General features: G+C 43.4%; 17 protein-coding genes. 12 read left to right on the forward strand and 5 right to left on the reverse strand.

Going from position 1 to position 17919, the window contains the following annotated elements:
- Positions 1 to 64 precede the first annotated feature (64 nt).
- The 5 genes from RNZ41_RS04520 (at position 65) to adk (ending at position 5480) form a co-directional block, all read left to right on the forward strand.
- On the forward strand, positions 65 to 2149 hold the full coding sequence (locus RNZ41_RS04520) for a heme lyase CcmF/NrfE family subunit (RefSeq protein WP_314027691.1): 2085 nt from the start codon (positions 65 to 67) through the stop codon (positions 2147 to 2149).
- Positions 2136 to 2711 (forward strand): DsbE family thiol:disulfide interchange protein, encoded by a 576-nt coding sequence (locus tag RNZ41_RS04525; protein WP_144917780.1) that lies wholly within the window; start codon positions 2136 to 2138, stop codon positions 2709 to 2711. Before RNZ41_RS04520 ends, RNZ41_RS04525 begins: the two co-directional genes overlap by 14 nt.
- Positions 2712 to 2752: 41 nt before the next feature.
- Positions 2753 to 3283 carry a cytochrome c-type biogenesis protein gene (locus RNZ41_RS04530; RefSeq protein WP_472828581.1) on the forward strand — a complete coding sequence of 177 codons (531 nt, stop codon included), beginning with the start codon at positions 2753 to 2755 and terminating at the stop codon, positions 3281 to 3283.
- Complete coding sequence (gene ccmI, locus RNZ41_RS04535) at positions 3283 to 4563, forward strand: c-type cytochrome biogenesis protein CcmI (RefSeq protein WP_314027693.1); 1281 nt, start codon at positions 3283 to 3285, stop codon at positions 4561 to 4563. Before RNZ41_RS04530 ends, ccmI begins: the two co-directional genes overlap by 1 nt.
- 260 nt (positions 4564 to 4823) lie before the next feature.
- Complete coding sequence (adk, locus tag RNZ41_RS04540) at positions 4824 to 5480, forward strand: adenylate kinase (protein ID WP_096489041.1); 657 nt, start codon at positions 4824 to 4826, stop codon at positions 5478 to 5480.
- Positions 5481 to 5644: 164 nt separating this feature from the next.
- Here adk and rpsT read toward each other — a convergent pair whose 3' ends face one another.
- Complete coding sequence (rpsT, locus tag RNZ41_RS04545) at positions 5645 to 5914, reverse strand: 30S ribosomal protein S20 (protein ID WP_007117302.1); 270 nt, start codon at positions 5912 to 5914, stop codon at positions 5645 to 5647.
- A gap of 350 nt (positions 5915 to 6264) precedes the next feature.
- Here rpsT and RNZ41_RS04550 point away from each other — a divergent pair, with 350 nt between their 5' ends.
- From RNZ41_RS04550 to RNZ41_RS04575, 6 genes are all read left to right on the forward strand, one after another.
- A complete protein-coding gene (locus RNZ41_RS04550; protein ID WP_312386045.1) occupies positions 6265 to 6978 on the forward strand; it encodes an NAD-dependent epimerase/dehydratase family protein in 714 nt (237 codons plus the stop codon).
- A 43-nt stretch (positions 6979 to 7021) separates the two neighbouring features.
- Positions 7022 to 7537, forward strand: a complete 516-nt coding sequence (gene rraA / locus RNZ41_RS04555) for a ribonuclease E activity regulator RraA (RefSeq protein WP_201666241.1) — start codon at positions 7022 to 7024, stop codon at positions 7535 to 7537.
- A 166-nt stretch (positions 7538 to 7703) separates the two neighbouring features.
- Positions 7704 to 8960 (forward strand): alanine racemase, encoded by a 1257-nt coding sequence (alr, locus tag RNZ41_RS04560; protein WP_314027694.1) that lies wholly within the window; start codon positions 7704 to 7706, stop codon positions 8958 to 8960.
- Positions 8961 to 9192: 232 nt separating this feature from the next.
- Complete coding sequence (gene mfd, locus RNZ41_RS04565; protein ID WP_314027695.1) at positions 9193 to 12789, forward strand: transcription-repair coupling factor; 3597 nt, start codon at positions 9193 to 9195, stop codon at positions 12787 to 12789.
- A gap of 22 nt (positions 12790 to 12811) precedes the next feature.
- The gene (locus tag RNZ41_RS04570) at positions 12812 to 13594 is read left to right on the forward strand and encodes a hypothetical protein (RefSeq protein WP_314027696.1); all 783 of its coding nucleotides are present in this window, start codon (positions 12812 to 12814) and stop codon (positions 13592 to 13594) included.
- A 4-nt stretch (positions 13595 to 13598) separates the two neighbouring features.
- The gene (locus RNZ41_RS04575; protein WP_314027697.1) at positions 13599 to 13775 is read left to right on the forward strand and encodes an oxidoreductase-like domain-containing protein; all 177 of its coding nucleotides are present in this window, start codon (positions 13599 to 13601) and stop codon (positions 13773 to 13775) included.
- A gap of 446 nt (positions 13776 to 14221) precedes the next feature.
- Here RNZ41_RS04575 and RNZ41_RS04580 read toward each other — a convergent pair whose 3' ends face one another.
- The gene (locus RNZ41_RS04580) at positions 14222 to 15151 is read right to left on the reverse strand and encodes a sulfite exporter TauE/SafE family protein (protein WP_314027698.1); all 930 of its coding nucleotides are present in this window, start codon (positions 15149 to 15151) and stop codon (positions 14222 to 14224) included.
- Between the two features lie 90 nt (positions 15152 to 15241).
- A complete protein-coding gene (ccoS, locus tag RNZ41_RS04585) occupies positions 15242 to 15472 on the reverse strand; it encodes a cbb3-type cytochrome oxidase assembly protein CcoS (protein ID WP_007117308.1) in 231 nt (76 codons plus the stop codon).
- A 288-nt stretch (positions 15473 to 15760) separates the two neighbouring features.
- Here ccoS and RNZ41_RS04590 point away from each other — a divergent pair, with 288 nt between their 5' ends.
- Positions 15761 to 16093, forward strand: coding sequence for a rhodanese-like domain-containing protein (locus RNZ41_RS04590; protein WP_239742555.1), 333 nt, complete (start codon positions 15761 to 15763; stop codon positions 16091 to 16093).
- A gap of 1 nt (position 16094) precedes the next feature.
- On the opposite strand, the gene RNZ41_RS04595 is transcribed toward RNZ41_RS04590, so the two are convergent.
- Entirely contained in the window at positions 16095 to 16772 is a 678-nt protein-coding gene (locus tag RNZ41_RS04595; RefSeq protein ID WP_076774159.1) for a YdcF family protein, read from the reverse strand.
- Positions 16747 to 17856: a UDP-N-acetylmuramate dehydrogenase gene (gene murB / locus RNZ41_RS04600; protein WP_314027699.1), complete on the reverse strand. Its 1110-nt coding sequence runs from the start codon at positions 17854 to 17856 to the stop codon at positions 16747 to 16749. Before murB ends, RNZ41_RS04595 begins: the two co-directional genes overlap by 26 nt.
- Positions 17857 to 17919: the final 63 nt, after the last annotated feature.

Consider the following 17919-nt stretch of genomic DNA (forward strand, 5'->3'; position numbering starts at 1 on the left):
TGACCCATTTTTTTGGTGAAAATTCTACAGTGTGATAACCACTACAGCGATAGGAGCAGTGGGTATGTTAATTACTGAATTGGGCTATTTTGCGCTTATTTCAGCCTTGGTGATTGCCATTTTACAGGTTATTTTGCCAGCAGTCGGGGTGTTTAAACACCAACCTGCTTGGCAACGACTGGCGGGAAGTTTTGCCATTGCGCAGTTTTTGGCAACCGGTACGTCATTTTTGTGCCTGATGTATGGGTTTTATGCCAATGATTTTACGTTGATTTATGTCGCCAATCAGTCAAATTCTCTGCTACCTTGGTACTATCGCCTATCCGCCACGTGGGGCGGGCATGAAGGCTCACTGTTACTATGGGTCACCATTTTGGCGACTTGGGGCGCGGCGGTGGCCGTTTTTAGTCGAAGCTTGCCGCTTGCCATGCGCGCACGCGTGTTGGTGATTATAGCCTTTGTGCAAATGATGATGCTAAGCATGGTGATTTTTGTGTCGTCACCTTTTAATCGCAGTCTACCCAGCATCCCAGTGGATGGCAAAGATTTGAATCCATTACTGCAAGACCCCGGATTAATTTTTCACCCGCCGATGCTGTATATGGGCTATGTGGGCGCGGTAGTACCGTTTGCCTTTGCCATGGCAGCATTGTGGGCAGGTCGGTTAGATGCGGTATGGACACGTTGGTCGCGTCCTTGGACACTAGCGGCTTGGTGCTGTTTGACACTGGGCATCGTGTTTGGCTCGATGTGGGCATACAACGAGCTTGGCTGGGGCGGCTGGTGGTTCTGGGACCCTGTGGAAAACGCGTCCTTTATGCCTTGGCTCGGTGGGGTGGCATTATTACACTCATTGGCAGTCACCGAAAAGCGCGGCGTGTTCAAAGCGTGGACGATTATGTTGGCGATTTTCACTTTTGCCTTGAGTTTATTGGGTACGTTTTTGGTACGTTCGGGGGTCATTACCTCGGTTCACTCATTTGCCGCAGATCCCACCCGCGGTCTGTTTATCCTAGTGATTTTGGGCGTAGTCATCGGTGGCGGCCTGGCGATGTTTGCGTGGCGCGGTTGGCGCTTGACCCAAGAAAGCCATTATCAGCTCAAATCTCGTGAGACGTTATTGGTCATCAATAACATTATTATATTAGTCGCAACCATCGTGGTGGTCATTGGCACACTTTACCCAATGCTGGCGGATGCGTTAAAACTGGGTCAAGTATCGGTGGGTGCGCCTTACTTTAATGCGTTATTTGTGCCGTTAACTTGGTTATTGTTGTTGTTTTTAGCCATTGGACCTGTCAGCCGTTGGAAAAAAGACACCCGTCCATTGTTGGGTATAGGCTTGGCGATTTTAGCCAGCTGTTTTGTGTTAGCCGGGGTTTTAAGCTATTTCTTGGTGAGTAGCATTAACATCAACATCTTTATGTCAGCGGCATTGTGTTTATGGGTGTTGGTATGGATGGTGATTGATATCAAAGACAAAACCCGTAACGCGCGCTCGCTGGGCGCTGGGCTGAAACGTCTGCACATGGGCTATTGGGGAATGCAGCTGGCGCATTTGGGTATTTTGTTATCGGTGATGGGCATTGCCATTACCACAAGCCTAAGTATCGAAAAAGACATTGCCATGCAAAAAAACCAATCGGTTGAAGTACAGGGCTATCAGTTCACGATGGATGAGCTAAAAAAAATCCGCGGCGCCAACTTTGATGCTACCCAAGCGGTCGTCAGTGTTCGTAAAAACAACCAAGTGGTCGCGACCCTTTATCCAGAAAAACGCCATTATGTGGTCAGTCAAATGCCCATGACCGAAGCTTCTATCCAGTACAACCCATTAAGAGATATCTATATGGCAATGGGTGAGCCGATTTTAGGTGTTAATCAAAGCGAAGCCGATGCCACTAAATGGGCGGTGCGTATCTATATCAAACCTGGCGTACGCTGGGTGTGGTGGGGTGGTTTTGTGCTGTCGCTCGGTGCGATTTTAAGTATGTTTGATAAACGCTATCGTAAACTGCCGAGACTTGCTGATATGAGTGATGACAAGTCAGGAAATTTGGCAGCGGTTAACAGAGCAGCGGTAAACGCCACCGTGTTAGTAAAAAGTGACAGTGAGTTAGGTCAGGAGAGTGCTCATGGCAATGCGTAAAAGACAACTGTGGTTTTTGATTCCTTTGGTGCTTTTTTTGATTATCATTGCGCTGTTTTATACGCGTTTGGGCAAAGATACCACAGTAGTGACCAACACCTCGCTCAATCGCGCTTTGCCAAGCTTTAGCTTACCATCTTTGGGTAATCCATCACAAATGATTACCCAAGCGCAGTTACCCAAACAGCCATTTTTACTCAATGTATGGGCGTCTTGGTGTGTGACTTGTAAAGTTGAACACCCATTTTTATTGCAAATGTCAAAAGCCGGCGTACCGATTGTTGGGATCAATTATAAAGATGAAACCAAAGACGCGCTCGATTATCTTAACACCCATGAAGACCCATTTACCCTTAATGTGCAAGATAAAGAAGGGAATTTTGGCATTGATTTGGGTCTAACGGGTGTGCCAGAGTCATTTGTGGTTGATGGCAAGGGCAATGTGCGCCAGCATATCTTGGGTGAAATCAACGAAGAGCGCTACAATAAGCAAGTATTGCCTTGTATGACTGCGCTGCGTGAACAAGCCGCCGATGATAAAATCCGTGAGGTGTGCCAATGAGTATTACATTTGCAAAAATTCTTCATTTGATAGTTAGGGCGATGGCGATGGTGTTGCTAGTCGCAGGGTTATCCATGTCGGCTTGGGCAAATATTGATACCTACCAATTTGACAACCCGCGCCAAGAAGCCCAGTATCGTGCGCTCATTGAAGAATTTCGTTGTCCAAAATGTCAAAATCAAAACTTGGCAGGTTCCGATGCGCCAATTGCACAAGATTTAAAACAAAAGACTTATGACATGGTCAAAGACGGTCGTTCCGACGCCGAAATTCGCCAGTATATGAATGAGCGCTACGGTGATTTTATTAGCTACAAACCCCCTGTGCGCCCATCTACCTGGATTTTATGGTTTTTTCCGCCTGTGCTGTTGGTGTTTGTAATGCTGGCTTGGTTTATTCGTAACCGTAATTCGTCAAAACGTGCCGCTGTCATCGCTAATCCCATAGAAGACGGCTATGCGCCACTTTCAGCCGCCGAACAACAGCGGTTACAAGACTTGTTAAACGCCAATGATAATGCTGCCAGTGCTAAAACTAGTGAAATCAATCAAGCAGTGGCTAAGGAAAATTAATGTCAACGCTAATTATTTTTATCATTGTCGCGCTTTTGTTTGCTATCACGCTTGCGGTATTTATTTTGTTACCTTGGTTGCAAACCGAAAGCCATCACGCCATCGCCAATCGCGCTGATAATCAGCTACTAACGCTCAATATTGAAGTATTTAAACAACGGTTGGTAGAACTTGATGCCGATTTTGGTGAGGGTCAAATCGATGAGGCGACTTATCAAACCCAAAAACTGGCGTTAGAGCGTCAATTACTAGACATCAGTGACAATCAAGATACCAGCCATTTTACCCCCAATTGGAAAAGCCGTCTGATAGTTATCATTTGGATTCCGCTGTTATCTGCGATGGCTTATGTGATGATTGCCGACCGCACGCCCGTCTATCAATTATGGGATGCACAAAATCGCTTGGGAAAAGTCGCGGATGATTTGCTGACCGCAAAAATCGATACGCCACCTGAATGGGCGACCAAAGACAGCGTGGGACTGATTAGTGCCATGCAAACCAATGTGCATCATCATGCCACCGATCCGCTACGTTGGTTTCGTCTGTCTGAAGTGTTTGTAGCCTTGCAAGCACCCGAGCAAGCAATTGAAGCCTTGGCAAGGGCGTATCGTCTCAATCCTGATGATGAAAAAGTCGCCATCACCTACGCGCAAACGAGCTTTTTTACCCAAGGCGGGGTAATGGATGACAAAACGCGTCAAGTGGTTGAGCATATTCTAGCCAAAAGTCCCAAACACCAAGGCGCACAAATGCTGATGGCAATGGGCGAAATGCGAGCGGGCAACTACGCGCAGTCTCGAAAATGGGTAGAATTGCTACGCACCGAAATCCAAGCGCGTCCTGGCGATCATACCCAAGCTTTAAACAGCTTATCTGAACTTGAGCAGACCATCAATCAGCGAGAAGCCCAAGGCGAACAGGCGATTACCGTCAATGTCAAAGTCACCCCTGAAATATTAGGACGGGTGAAAAAAGGCGAAAGCTTATTTGTTAATGTGCGTAAGATGGCAGGTGGTCCCCCTGTTGCTGCCAAAAAACTGTCAGCAGATACCTTAACTATCAACGGTATGGCAATTAACATCAGCGATAACGATAGCATCATGCCGACGATGACCTTAAGTTCGGCCATTAGCACGAATGAGGCATTGGTGATTACCGCCCGGGTTAGTGCTTCAGGTGACGCCATGCCGCAAAGCGGTGACTTGACGAGTAACACCGTACCGCTAGAGAAAACGGCTGACTCGACAACGGTATTGATTGATAAAATCGTGCCTTAAATCATGATAAAAATCCCTTGATTGAATAGGGGCTTAATTGAATAGGGGGTGGGTTAAATTTTGCCACATTTTTATTTTTAATACCCCTATCAATTTAAATTATTTTGCAAAAATTGCTTGAGATTTTAGCGGTTAACGAGTATTGTTAACCCAGTATTTCAAAACTGTTAGTTATTCGAACACACCATTTGTGGGTCTTTTTTGCTATTGCAGTAATGAGATAGGGCGATTTTAATAATTTCGACTTAAGGAATAGGTTTATGAAGCGTATTATTCTTTTAGGGCCACCTGGCGCTGGTAAGGGTACCCAAGCACAAATCATCACCAAGGAATTTAATATTCCACAAATTTCAACAGGTGATATGCTACGTGCCGCTATCAAAGAAGGTACTGAGCTTGGCAAACAAGCCAAAAGTATCATGGATGCCGGTGGACTTGTCTCAGATGATTTAATTATCAACCTAGTTAAAGCCCGTATTGCGCAGCCAGATTGCGCCAATGGCTGTATTTTTGATGGCTTTCCGCGTACGATTCCACAAGCGCAGGCGTTAGCCGATGCAGGCGTACACATCGATAACGTGGTAGAAATTGCAGTACCTGATGAAGACATCGTGTCTCGTTTGTCAGGTCGTCGCTCTCATCCTGCTTCAGGTCGCGTGTACCATGTGGTTTATAATCCACCCAAAGTGGAAGGTAAAGATGACGAAACCGGTGAAGATTTGGTTCAGCGTGATGATGATAAAGAAGATACCATCCGTGATCGTTTAGCGACTTATCATAACCAAACAGAAGCTTTGGTTGGTTTTTATCAAGACTTGGCAAAATCGGGTCAAAACGCGCCACGCTATGCCAAATTTGATGGTACACAAGCGATTGATAAAGTCAGTGAACAAGTCCTTGCTGAGTTAAAAGCATAATTAAAACCATGATGAAACGCATCAATGGGCTTTAGGTAAGCTAAATAAAAAAAGCTGAAATTTCGATTTCAGCTTTTTTTATAATTAAATCAATTTTATAGCTAAATCAGTCTCAATAAAAAAGCCAATTCAATATGAATTGGCTTTTTTAATGAAACAAACAATTAAGCAGTTTTAAGGGCTTTAATTGCTTTGTTTAAGCGGCTTTTATGACGTGCTGCTTTGTTTTTGTGAATCACGCCTTTATCAGCAATACGGTCAATCACTGGAACTGCTTTTTTGTAAGCTTCAGTCGCTGCTTCGTAGTTTTTATCTTCAACGGCTTTTACCACATGTTTGATGAAAGTACGAACCATAGAACGTTGTGATGCTTTTAATTGACGACGTTTAACGTTTTGACGAGCGCGTTTGCGAGCTTGTGCAGAATTTGCCACGTAAATCTCCTTGGATTTGCAATATAAATCGATCTGTTAGTAAGTGAGCAGCCATTCGCTTATTACAGACACGGGTAGTTAGGGTTGCTTGAATCCTTGAATCACTAGACACGGAAACACAATTAACGATATCAAGCGGATTTAAAGCCCGCTATTTTAGCAAACTCACGCTACAATGACAACTTATTCGGCAGATTATTCAGCGTATTTCGTCTGTTGACCAAAAAACCATCGCGCAATGCCCACCAACGCTGAAAAAAACGTATTTGTAGGTGAAAGTTTTGATTATCTGTGATTAAATAAAATGACATTAAAAACTCATAAAATATTCATACTGAGGTCATTGTTTTATGCAGCGCACAGCATTAATTATCGGTGCAACCGGGTTGGTAGGCAATTCATTACTCACTCAGCTTGGCAGTCTCTATCAAAAAGTCATTATCATTGCGCGCTCTCAGCCAAAAGGGTTGAGTGATTCGATGCATTTTTACCAGCTTAAAGATTTTAATCAAATGCATGAATTTGTGTCTGCGCTGTCGATTGGTAAAGACACCGATGCTTTTAGCTGTCTGGGTACCACCATTAAGGAAGCGGGTAGTGAAGCGGCTTTTCGACAAATCGACTTTACCTATAATGTCGAATTTGCAAAAGCTTGCAAACAAAAAGGCGTAGAGCGGTTTTTTTTGTTATCGGCAATGGGCGCCAATGCCGACAGTCGCTTTTTTTATAACCGTGTCAAAGGTGAGCTTGAGACGGCGATTGGTAATTTAGGCTTTCAAGAATTGGCAATTTTTCGTCCCTCTTTGCTGCTTGGCAAACACGATGACCGTAAACTTGAAACCATCGCGCAGACGGCGTATAAACTCATCAAACCTATTGTGCCTAAAAAACTGCCTGTCCGTCCCATAGAAGCCGATAGGGTAGCGATGGCAATGGCGCTGGTGAGCAACAATTGGCACATCAAACATACCTATGAAAAATGTGCTAATAGCGTCGATACCGCCAAGAAAACCCAAGTTATCAGTAACGGTGAAATGCTAGCGATGACGCGGTTTAGAAACTAACCTTCCCAAAAAACGATTGACTTAAGGAGCCATGATGAGCGACATGACGTTACAAAATTTTATTACCTGCGATTTATTAGATGATAATCCAGAATGTCAGGTTTGTGCACCCAACATGGAAGGCAAACGCTTTTTTAGCTATGGCGGTAACACAAAATTTGGCGGTGAAGTGGTAACCGTCAAATGCTTTGAAGACAATAGCCGTGTTAAAGAGCTGTTAGCCACGTATGGCAAAGATGAGAAAGGCAATGGCAAAGTTTTGGTGGTAGACGGTGGAGCATCAATGCGCTGTGCCTTGCTGGGTGATATGATTGCACAAAGTGCGGTTGATAATGGCTGGGCTGGCGTGATTGTTTATGGCTGTGTGCGAGATGTAGATGATATGGGCAAAATGCCAATTGGCGTACAAGCGCTCGGCGCCATTCCCCGCAAATCTAATCGCAAGGGTGTGGGCGAGACGGATATCGAAATCAGCTTTGGCGGTCTAACTATCAACTCTGGCATGTATGTGTATGCAGATAATAATGGCATGATTGTGAGTACGACATCATTGCTTTAATGAGCTAAGTTAAGCTACTAAACTAAAAAGTAGACTATGTGGGTTAAAAACCCGCATCAAGTGTTGATATATTAACTGTTTATGTGGCTTGACTGCGTTAATATCAGCGCATGAAAGCACGTACTTTTTCTGATTTTTTTATTGTCATATCATTTTGGGAATTATTATGAAACTACATCAAACTCTGCTATCGCTTGCCATCGCCACCGTTATGTATCACGCTGCGCCCGCGCAAGCCGCGCCCGCGCTAACGTATGCTGGCGATAATCCTCATATCGTTAATCTTGCCAATACCAATGCTTGGCTTGAAATAGATACTGAGGCGTACGGGCATAATATTGAAGCGATGCGCGCGCATTTAGGCGGTAAATCCCAAATCTGTGCGATTTTAAAAGCCGATGCTTATGGCTTTGGCATTGATAATTTGATGCCTACCGTGATTGCACATCAAGTGCCTTGTATCGGCATTGCCAGTAACGAAGAAGCCCGTATCGCCCGCAAACACGGCTACAAAGGACGAGTGATGCGGGTGCGTACGGCGACCAACCAAGAAATTGAAGACGGCTTAAAATACAATGTCGAAGAGTTATTTGGTACCCTTAAACAAGCCCAAACTGCCAGTGATATCGCACGAGCAGCGGGCGTGGTCATTAATTTTCATATGGCACTCAACGACGGTGGCATGGACCGTAACGGCTTAGATTTGAGCATTGAGAAATCTAGACAAGACGCTTTGGCAATTACCAAGCTTAAAAATCTCCACATCGTCGGTATCATGACCCATTTTCCTGTTGAAGATAAAGCCGATGTACAAAAAGGGTTGGCTAGTTTTAAACAAAACACCGATTGGCTGATTAAAACCGCCAAACTCGACCGTAAAAAACTCACCATCCATGCGGCGAACTCATTTGTGTCACTGAACGTGCCAGAAGGTTGGTTTGATATGGTGCGTCCAGGAGGGATTTTGTTTGGCGAGCCTTACTATGAACGTCCAGATTTCAACTACATTATGTCGTTCAAAAGCCGTGTGGCTAGCGTCAATTTCTATCCTAAAGGCTCAACTGTTGGCTATGACCGTACTTATACCTTGACACGAGATAGCTATTTGGCAAACTTACCATTCGGTTATTCAGACGGCTACCGTCGCGCCTTTACCAACAAAGGTCATGTCTTAATTAATGGTCATAAAGTCCCTGCATTGGGCAAAATCTCGATGAATACCACTATGGTCGATGTCACCGATTACCCCGATGTCAAGGCAGGGGATGAGGTGGTTATCTTTGGTAAACAAGGCAATGTCGAAATCACCCAGTCGGAAATCGAAGATATTACAGGTACACTCTTTACCGAAATCTACGCCAACTGGGGTAACTCAAATCCCAAATTTGTTAAAGCCCAAATCACCAAATGGCTCAAAAAATAACGTCAGCTTGACAAAAAAGCACCGTCAAATTGGCGGTGTTTTTTTGCATATCACTTTGGTAAAAGAAGCTAGATTGCTGCATTACAGGGATAAAGTGTTAAAGTGTTATTGCCAAAAAGTCTGCTAAAACACTGCTATTTTAGCTTTAATTTTTCGGCAAAAACCCCCACAATAACGTCATTATTTTTCGCCTTTTTAACTCAAAAGACTTATAACCAAAAGACCGATAACAATGACGAATGCTACGCACCCACTGTCTCATCTTTCCTTTCGCCTTAACCAATCGTTGTTTGACAATGCCAAGCATGACAAAAAATGGCTGGGCAACTTACAAGGCATGACCCAAGCCTTATGGCTTGCCAGCCTCACCAACAGCGATAGCGGTCAGCAAAACCGCCTAAAAGTGGTCGTGACCCGTGACCAAAATCAGCTCAATCAGCTTGAAACAGAGTTGGCATTTAGTGGGGTTGATGCCCATGTGTTTCCTGATTGGGAAACGCTTACCTATGACGAGTTGTCACCGCACCATGACATTGTCTCTGAGCGGATTCATTTACTTACCCATATGCCAACTGATGGTATTTTACTGATTTCGGTGCAGACCTTAATGCACCGTGTCGCCCCTGCATCATGGCTATTGGGGCAACACTTTGATTTGTCAGTGGGTGACACCTTTGATGTGGCAACCGAACGTCGAAAACTGGCGACTGCGGGCTATCATGCGGTAGATAATGTCTTTGAGCCTGGGGAATTTGCTGTGCGTGGTAGCGTGATTGATTTGTTTGCCATTGGTCAGCCGTTTCCAGTCCGCATTGATTTGTTTGATGATGAGATTGAGAGTATCCGTTTTTTTAACCCACAAACCCAGCGTAGCTTGACCCAAGCGGATTTGGACGAGTTAAAAGACAGTGACCCCCATCAATATGTCAAGTTTATCAATAGTCAAAAAAAATCGGGTGAAACCATCGGTAAAATCACCAGTTTTCAGATTTTGCCGGCGCGAGAATTTCCCCTGGATGAAGGTAAAGAAACGTTTCGCGCCAATTTTGCCAGCACCTTTGCCAACACATCCGCCCGCCGTTTTGAGCTGTTTAACGATGTGATGAACGGTATTGCACCCGCGGGGGTGGAGTATTATCAGCCGTTATTCTTTGACACAGATACTTGGCAAAATGGGTCGGATTTTTTTAGTTATTTGCCCAAAGATAGCTTGTTTATCGTCGATAACCAAATAGAGACGGCTTACCAAAATTTTTGGCAACAAATCCAAACTCGTTACAATGACCGCAGGCACGATATTGAAAAACCGATTGTGGCACCGCAAGATTTGTACCTGGCAGAACATATCTTTAACGAAAAAATTGCCCAATATCCCCGCATTATCACCAGCGAACAACCAATTGATGACACCAAAGCAGGGACAATCAATGCATTGGTTGACACCCCACCTGATTTAACCGTTGACCATAAACTTGCTGAGCCACTGCAAAGACTGATGGCATTTCGCGAGCAGTTTGCTAAACCGATATTATTGGTTGCCGAAACTGCGGGTCGCCGTGAGATTTTATCGGAGCTGTTGCAAAAACGCTTTAATTTACAAAGTGTTTCAGGATTGACCGATTTTCTTGCAAACATGGATGAGGCGCATAGCACTACGATTGCCTTGACCATTGCACCGATTGAACGAGGCGCGTTACTCCCCGATAAGTTTGCGATTCTCTCAGAAACCCAGTTGTTTGGACGGCAGGTGTTACAGACTCGCCGCCGTCGCCAAAGCGATGTGTCTGATGAATTTTTGGTTAAATCGGTCAGTGAGCTCAATATCGGCGACCCTGTGGTGCATATTGATTTTGGTATTGGGCGTTATCAAGGCTTGATTACGCTTGATATTGATAGACAACTGCAAGAGTTCATTCACCTTACCTATGCTGATGATGCCAGTGTGTATGTGCCTGTGGCAAATCTGCAGCTTATCAGCCGTTATGCTGGCGGCGACTCGGCAACCGCACCGCTTCATACCATAGGTAGCGGTAAATGGGATAAAGCTAAAGCCAAAGCACTCAGCCAAATTCATGATGTGGCGGCAGAACTGCTCAACGTGCAAGCCCGCCGTGATGCCAAAGTGGGCATTAACTTCCCAATTGACCAAATCCAGTATGACCTATTTGCCAGTCAATTTGCGTTTGAAGAAACGCCCGACCAAGCCAATGCCATTGAAGCGGTTAAGTTTGATATGAAGCAAAATAAGCCAATGGATAGGCTGGTGTGTGGCGATGTCGGTTTTGGTAAAACCGAAGTGGCAATGCGTGCCGCTTTTATTGCGGTGCAAGCAGGGTATCAAGTGGCAGTGCTAGTACCAACGACGCTGCTTGCTGGGCAACACGAAGACAACTTTTTGGATCGATTTGCCGATTGGCCAATCCGCATTGAAAGCCTGTCTCGCTTTGGCACCAAAAAACAACACGATGCGATTCTCAAAGGCTTAGCCGAAGGTAAAATTGATATCGTTATCGGTACCCACCGTATTTTGCAAGAAGATGTCAAGTTTGCCAACTTAGGTCTGATGATTGTCGATGAGGAGCACCGTTTTGGCGTCCGAGATAAAGAGCGTATCAAAGCCATGCAATCGGATGTTGACGTACTATCGATGACCGCGACACCCATTCCGCGCACGCTGAACATGGCGTTATCGGGTATGCGCAACATGTCGATTATTGCCACGCCCCCGGCAAGGCGGTTGGCAATTAAAACCTTTGTCATGCAAAAGTCTGATAACTTACTCAAAGAAGCGATTTTGCGTGAATTATTGCGTGGCGGACAGGTGTTTTTACTGCATAACGATGTGGCGAGCATTGAGCGCATGGCAGAAACCGTGCGAGAGCTTGTGCCCGAATCTCGGGTGGCAGTGGCTCACGGTCAGATGAAAGAACGAGAGCTTGAGCAAATCATGCAATCGTTTTACCACAAAAGACACAATGTGCTAGTGTGTACCACCATTATCGAAACAGGCATTGATATCCCCAATGCCAATACCATTATCATTAACCGTGCCGATAAATTCGGGCTAGCCCAGCTTCACCAGCTTCGTGGGCGTGTTGGTCGCAGTCACCACCAAGCTTACTGTTATCTACTTGTGCCGTCTATTAAAGGCTTGACCAGCGATGCACAAAAGCGGCTTGATGCCATCAGCCGTGCCAATACATTGGGGGCAGGCTTTATGCTTGCCAGTGAAGACCTTGAGATTCGGGGCGCAGGCGAGCTGCTGGGCAAAAACCAAAGCGGCAATATGCAAGCGGTTGGTTTTAACCTGTATATGGATATGCTAAACCGTGCCACCAAAGCCATCAAAGCAGGCAAACAACCTGATTTAAACACCCCCTTATCGCTAACCAGTGACATTAATCTGCATTTGTCGGCACTCATTCCTGAAGATTATCTGGGAGATGTCCATCAGCGGCTATTGTTTTATAAAAAAATTGCCAATGCTGAAGACTATGACAGCCTAATTAGCATCCGCAGCGAAATGCTAGACCGTTTTGGCAGTTTGCCGGAGCCGACCAAAAATTTATTTGCCATTCACCAAATCCGCTTAATGGCTGAAGCGCTGGAGATAAGTAAGATTGATGGCAATGAGCGGCAAGTCACCTTTGAGTTTTCACCAAGCACCGCTGTGCAAGCCATTACCATTATTGGGCTTATTCAATCGAATCCGAAAAAATTTAAAATGAATGGCGCGACAGGGCTAAAAATGATGGATGACAAAGCCCTTGCCACACCAGAAGGGCGGATTGACGCGGTGAAAAATTTATTGGAAATTTTAAGTAAATAAATATTTTAAAGGGTAATTTTTTATGAACGAAATTATGACAAATCCAATAGGAGTAAGTTTGGGGTTGTTGGGAATTATCTTGTCATTTTACTTTTATTTCAAAGGAACTAATAAATCTCGCCCTTTGTATGGTTTAAGAGAAATGACAGTTAATAGAGTTGCACATCCCAGTATTCAAATTTACTTTGAAAATGAAAGAATTGATAATTTTAATATTTTAAGATGGACAGTTTGGAATGGAGGAAAAAGAACTATTTTAAATGGAGAGATTCCAAACGATGACAAACTAAAACCAAGAGTTGTTTTAGATTCTTCATACAAAGTTTTAGAATTAAAATCTTATAATGTAATTGATAATCAAGTTTTAGAGAAAGAATTGAGATTTGAAAATAATATAATTTATCTTGATTTTGAATATCTAAAGAAAAATGACGGAGTTTGTGGTGAGGTTTATTTTTCACAAGTTGATGAAGAAAAACATGATGTTAAACTTTTAGGGAATTTTAAAAATGATGATGAAAAAATTCAAAAGGGAGACATTGAAAATACATCCAGATTTGAAGATTTATTTCACTTATTCACAGTTTTGATGGTGATATTTATTATTCCATTTATGCTATCTGATTTGTTTAAGCTAACTCAGGCAAAAAATTTGTTTAATTACTTCATATTTGGATTTGTTAGTTTTGTTAGTTTATTTCTTTATTATTCTATCTTCAAAATTGCAATTCCCCAATTAGTAACTGGTTGGACTAAGAAAATGCCAAAAGTATTTATTCATTTTCTAGATACAGGAAATTTATAGAAAAATGACACAACAACTGACGAACGGCGAAAAACTCATCCAAGAACCCACATACCCTGAAGACTGGGAATGTTGCAACAATGGCTGCGAAGAACTGTGCGTGTATGAAATTTACCGCGTTCAAAAACAAGCCTATGATGAACAGCAACAGCGACTCAAAAACATCCCTAAAACTACTTAGCGACACTGACAAACCTTTACGGTAGCTAGATTGTGCTTCAATAAAAGTAATTTTTTGTAAATTTATATTCCTGTTACAGGAATTTCATGCTACTGTCATCAAACTCACGTTAAATATCATAACGTTATGAAGTTGCATTGATAACGTAAAATAGGAAGTAAACAACTAAAAAATGGCAAAAGCCTTAAAATGAATAAAAAATCCATAATCATTGGATAAAGAAGGATAGGAGTAAACAATGTTAGATATGTTAAATGAAGCGTTTGAATATGAAACCGATATCATCTATCTTGACGAAGGCGATGACGCGGTAGAAATGTAAACTGCAAGTTAAGCGTAAAACGTAAAAATTCGCAACCGATAACCTCTTAATATACCGATTAAGAGGTTTGTTTTTTTTGGCAATATAAATGAATGATTAGTGACTAGTGACTAGTAACTAGTGATTAGGGACTGGTACTGGCAGGCATCGCCACCTCATGGTGCTTATCCATATCCTGCATATTGTGCATGTCGTGATTCATGTTATGGCTCATATTGTGGTTCATATCATCATTCATATTATGGTTCATAGGCATACTAGTAGTCGGCATGGTAGTCGAAGCTGTCACAGAAGCAGGATTAGACGCAGAATGATTCATTGTCGACATATCATGGTGCATACTCGTCTCATTCATGCTATGACTGGCATTACTGTGTGAACCATGATTATGGTGCATCATCATCGGAATAAAAATCACCGCAAGCCCAGACAACATCATAATCACCCCATTAATTTGGCGAAGGCGAAAGTGTTTAATACTCGACTGTAGCATTCCCACAGTTTTTTGCGTGGCAATCAACATCGGCATCGTACCCAGTCCAAATACAAACATCAGAGCTGCCCCTGTAGCGATGTCGTTGCCAGCAATCGACATCATCAAAGCACCATATACCAAGCCACACGGCAAAAATCCCCAAAGCAGGCCAGCAAACAAGGCTTTACCAAAGCTATCAATCGGAAACACTTTTTTGCGTAGCGGGGCAAGCGATTGCCAAAAGCGCATCCCAACTTTTTCTAACTGATTAAACAGTGGTAACCCAAACATCGCAAGCCCAATCAACACCAATACCGCACCCAGTACAATTCTTGGCGCACTGTTACTCATAATGGACTGAAAGATTGCCACCCCAATAACACTTGCAATCAATCCAAGCAATGAATAACTGATGAGGCGTCCCAAATGATACGTCAAAATCAAGCCATTTTTTTTGCTGTCCGATACATGCTGCATAGACAGCCCAAAAGCCGTCACAATGCCACCGCACATCCCCAGACAGTGCGGTGAGCCAAACAATCCCATGCTAAACGCTGCCAAAAATAATGCCCAGGTCATAAAATGCTCCAAAAAAGTCTAAAAATTTTTCAAAAAAAGTAAATAAATCAATAGAAAGAAATCAGCAGGAAGAAAGATAACACCAACGCGTTATTTTTGCTCGTCAGTAGGGTCTTGTATTTTTGGGGGATGAGAAGATGAAGGCTTGGCGGGATTTTGCCCCAATTGTTCGCGGCGAAATTGTCTGTCATCCAAAATGACCCGCTGAGATTCATTGTCCAAATCATCAAATTGGCGTGATTTGATGGCGTAATAAATCGCAAAAATACCCAATACAAATAGCACTAGACTAATAGGAATCAAAAAATACATGCTTTGCATCGTGCATCCCCATTACTTGGCGTAACAAACGAATTAAGTTAAAAAAACCATTATACGCTTATTTTGGCATAAATAAATGCGGCAAAATGTCGCAGCGTGGCCTGAGTAATTCATGAGTAATCAAAGAGTCATCCAATAGCCGAATGTATGCTTACAAAACAAACACATGGGTTGCAAATCAAAGCAACTCAGTGATTTGAGTGCGAACAATGAATGCTATAATCATAGTGGGTTAAACATTGAGGTTTAACTTGGTTTTAAAACTCAAAATTCTACAAGGAAATTATGATGTTGATGCCTAAAATCTTTAAGCCTTCCCTTAAACTTTCAAAAAAACAGTTGCTTGCCTTAGGCGCGGCTGTTATGGTGGGCGCATTATTGATGCCAACAGCAAACGCGGCGACAGTAGTCATTGATGTGCGTACCCCAGAAGAATATTCTGTGAATCATCCCGCAGGTGCTATTAATATTCCACACAGTGAATTACTTGCCAAAATAACGGCGCAAGGGATTGCAAAATCAGATACCATTAAAGTGTATAGCCGTGGTGGCGGTCGTGCCCAACAAGCCAAATCTGCCTTGCAGTCAGCTGGCTACACCAATGTAGAGATTCAAAAATAAGTTATTTATTGGTCGGTTGGCAGTCGTATTGGGGTTTTACAAGATCGCGAGCGAATGCCAATAATTCATATAAGGCACGTCTTGAATGCTGCAGATTCTGATCAAAATGCTGCCAATCATTTGCCTTTGGTAATGGGGCGATACTTGGAATAGTAGACACTCCATTGATGGCAAACTGCCGTCTTGAACGGTTCATGTGATAAGCGTCTGTTACCAAAATCACCTGTTTGACATTGAACATTTCTGCGGTGTATTTTGCATTTTGACAGGTGTTAAAGCTGTTTTTTTCTGCCACTATCCACATAATGCCTTTTTTTTGCAGCCACTTTGCCATCCATGGCGCCTCCTTACCACTGATAATGATGGGTAAGCCAGTCTGCTGATACACTTGGCTTGCTTTAATCAATCGACTTTCGGTGAATTGGTTAATCACAATCTCATTTTGCTGGTTATTGGTTAATCCGCCACCTAACACTACAATCGCTGTTGCAGGATTGACGCTCACCGCCGATTCTGGCAGGCGATAGCAATCTAAGATAAACAACACAATGGTAGAAAACAGCGGTGTGAAAAAACTGAGCGTAACCAAACACCCCACCAATACAACAACGGTCAAAATCCGTTTGATGGTTGAAAAAAATCGCTCAAGATAACTAATGAGCTTGGCGAATGCTACCATCAGATTCAATCCAAACCGGTTCAGCTTCCAATTTTATCCCAAATTTCTCAAGCACTGTATTTTGTATAAATTGCATACTTTTGGCAACATCACGTTGCGTTGCAATTTTTGGCGCATGGTTAGTCAATACTAGGGCTTGTTTTACATGCGTTAAAATTGGGGCAATGCCTTTGCCTTTAAGCCCTGATTGGTCAATAAGCCAGCCCGCTGCAACTTTACAGTAATCGGTCAAATTGCCTTGGGCATCTTTGACAGGATAATGCACTAGATTGGGATGGCTCTGTAGTAACTGGTCAACTTGAGATTTGGCGACGATGGGGTTTTTAAAAAAGCTACCACAATTGGGCAAGTCATTGGTATCGGGCAGTTTACTTTGACGAATGTCGATGATGGCATTCATGGTATCCACGGGTGTGACTTCATCGCGACCTGCTTGGCTTGCATAATGCTGTGCAACTTTTGCCACATCCCCATACTGGGTATTGGGTTTGGCGGTTTTACTGAGGGTAAAAATGACGCTGGTAATGAGCCATTGCCCGGCTTGCTGTTTAAACAGGCTGTCACGGTAGCTAAATTGGCAATCAGATTTGCTTAGATGATGCCACGTTAAACTCGGTATATGAAACGCTTTTACACTGTCTATCACATCTTCAGCTTGTACCCCGTACGCACCGATGTTTTGCACGGGACTGCCACCGACCCAGCTTGGGATTAACGCCAAATTCTCCAATCCATACCAACCTTGATGGACCGTGTCTACCACTAGCCTATGCCAATCCTCGCCAGCCATCACATCAAGGGTTATGGTTTGGCTATCTTCAGACAGGATAGTTTTACCTTTAAGACTAGGTGACACGACAACCGCGTCCAACACTTCAGGCAAAATGATATTACTGCCATTAGATAGCACCACAAACGCTTGTTGATGGGCTGCCAGTTGCTTAAAAGTCGGCTCAATATCAGACAGATGAGTTAAACGAATGAATTGTTTGGCTTGACAGGCTAATGCCATGGTATTGTATGCGCTAATATCCACATAGCTAGCATTAGCCTGCACAGGGTTAGGTTCAAAAAAATTGGTCATAAAATATCGTTAATAATTGGCAGAGTTGCTCATCGCCAGTGCAATGACTAGTGCAATGATAAA

It is taken from the genome of Moraxella sp. DOX410 (assembly GCF_032248735.1).
Classification (GTDB): domain Bacteria; phylum Pseudomonadota; class Gammaproteobacteria; order Pseudomonadales; family Moraxellaceae; genus Faucicola; species Faucicola tetraodonis.

Excerpts from the sequence above, each read along its gene's own strand:
- RNZ41_RS04575 (WP_314027697.1), top strand. The coding sequence starts at position 13,599 with ATGACACAACAACTGACGAACGGCGAAAAACTCATCCAAGAACCCACA.
- RNZ41_RS04550 (WP_312386045.1), top strand. The coding sequence starts at position 6,265 with ATGCAGCGCACAGCATTAATTATCGGTGCAACCGGGTTGGTAGGCAAT.
- murB (WP_314027699.1), bottom strand. The coding sequence starts at position 17,856 with ATGACCAATTTTTTTGAACCTAACCCTGTGCAGGCTAATGCTAGCTAT.
- adk (WP_096489041.1), top strand. The coding sequence starts at position 4,824 with ATGAAGCGTATTATTCTTTTAGGGCCACCTGGCGCTGGTAAGGGTACC.
- RNZ41_RS04525 (WP_144917780.1), top strand. The coding sequence starts at position 2,136 with ATGGCAATGCGTAAAAGACAACTGTGGTTTTTGATTCCTTTGGTGCTT.
- RNZ41_RS04570 (WP_314027696.1), top strand. The coding sequence starts at position 12,812 with ATGAACGAAATTATGACAAATCCAATAGGAGTAAGTTTGGGGTTGTTG.
- RNZ41_RS04595 (WP_076774159.1), bottom strand. The coding sequence starts at position 16,772 with ATGGTAGCATTCGCCAAGCTCATTAGTTATCTTGAGCGATTTTTTTCA.
- RNZ41_RS04590 (WP_239742555.1), top strand. The coding sequence starts at position 15,761 with ATGTTGATGCCTAAAATCTTTAAGCCTTCCCTTAAACTTTCAAAAAAA.
- RNZ41_RS04520 (WP_314027691.1), top strand. The coding sequence starts at position 65 with ATGTTAATTACTGAATTGGGCTATTTTGCGCTTATTTCAGCCTTGGTG.
- RNZ41_RS04530 (WP_472828581.1), top strand. The coding sequence starts at position 2,753 with ATGGCGATGGTGTTGCTAGTCGCAGGGTTATCCATGTCGGCTTGGGCA.
- alr (WP_314027694.1), top strand. The coding sequence starts at position 7,704 with ATGAAACTACATCAAACTCTGCTATCGCTTGCCATCGCCACCGTTATG.
- ccmI (WP_314027693.1), top strand. The coding sequence starts at position 3,283 with ATGTCAACGCTAATTATTTTTATCATTGTCGCGCTTTTGTTTGCTATC.
- ccoS (WP_007117308.1), bottom strand. The coding sequence starts at position 15,472 with ATGCAAAGCATGTATTTTTTGATTCCTATTAGTCTAGTGCTATTTGTA.
- RNZ41_RS04580 (WP_314027698.1), bottom strand. The coding sequence starts at position 15,151 with ATGACCTGGGCATTATTTTTGGCAGCGTTTAGCATGGGATTGTTTGGC.
- rraA (WP_201666241.1), top strand. The coding sequence starts at position 7,022 with ATGACGTTACAAAATTTTATTACCTGCGATTTATTAGATGATAATCCA.
- mfd (WP_314027695.1), top strand. The coding sequence starts at position 9,193 with ATGACGAATGCTACGCACCCACTGTCTCATCTTTCCTTTCGCCTTAAC.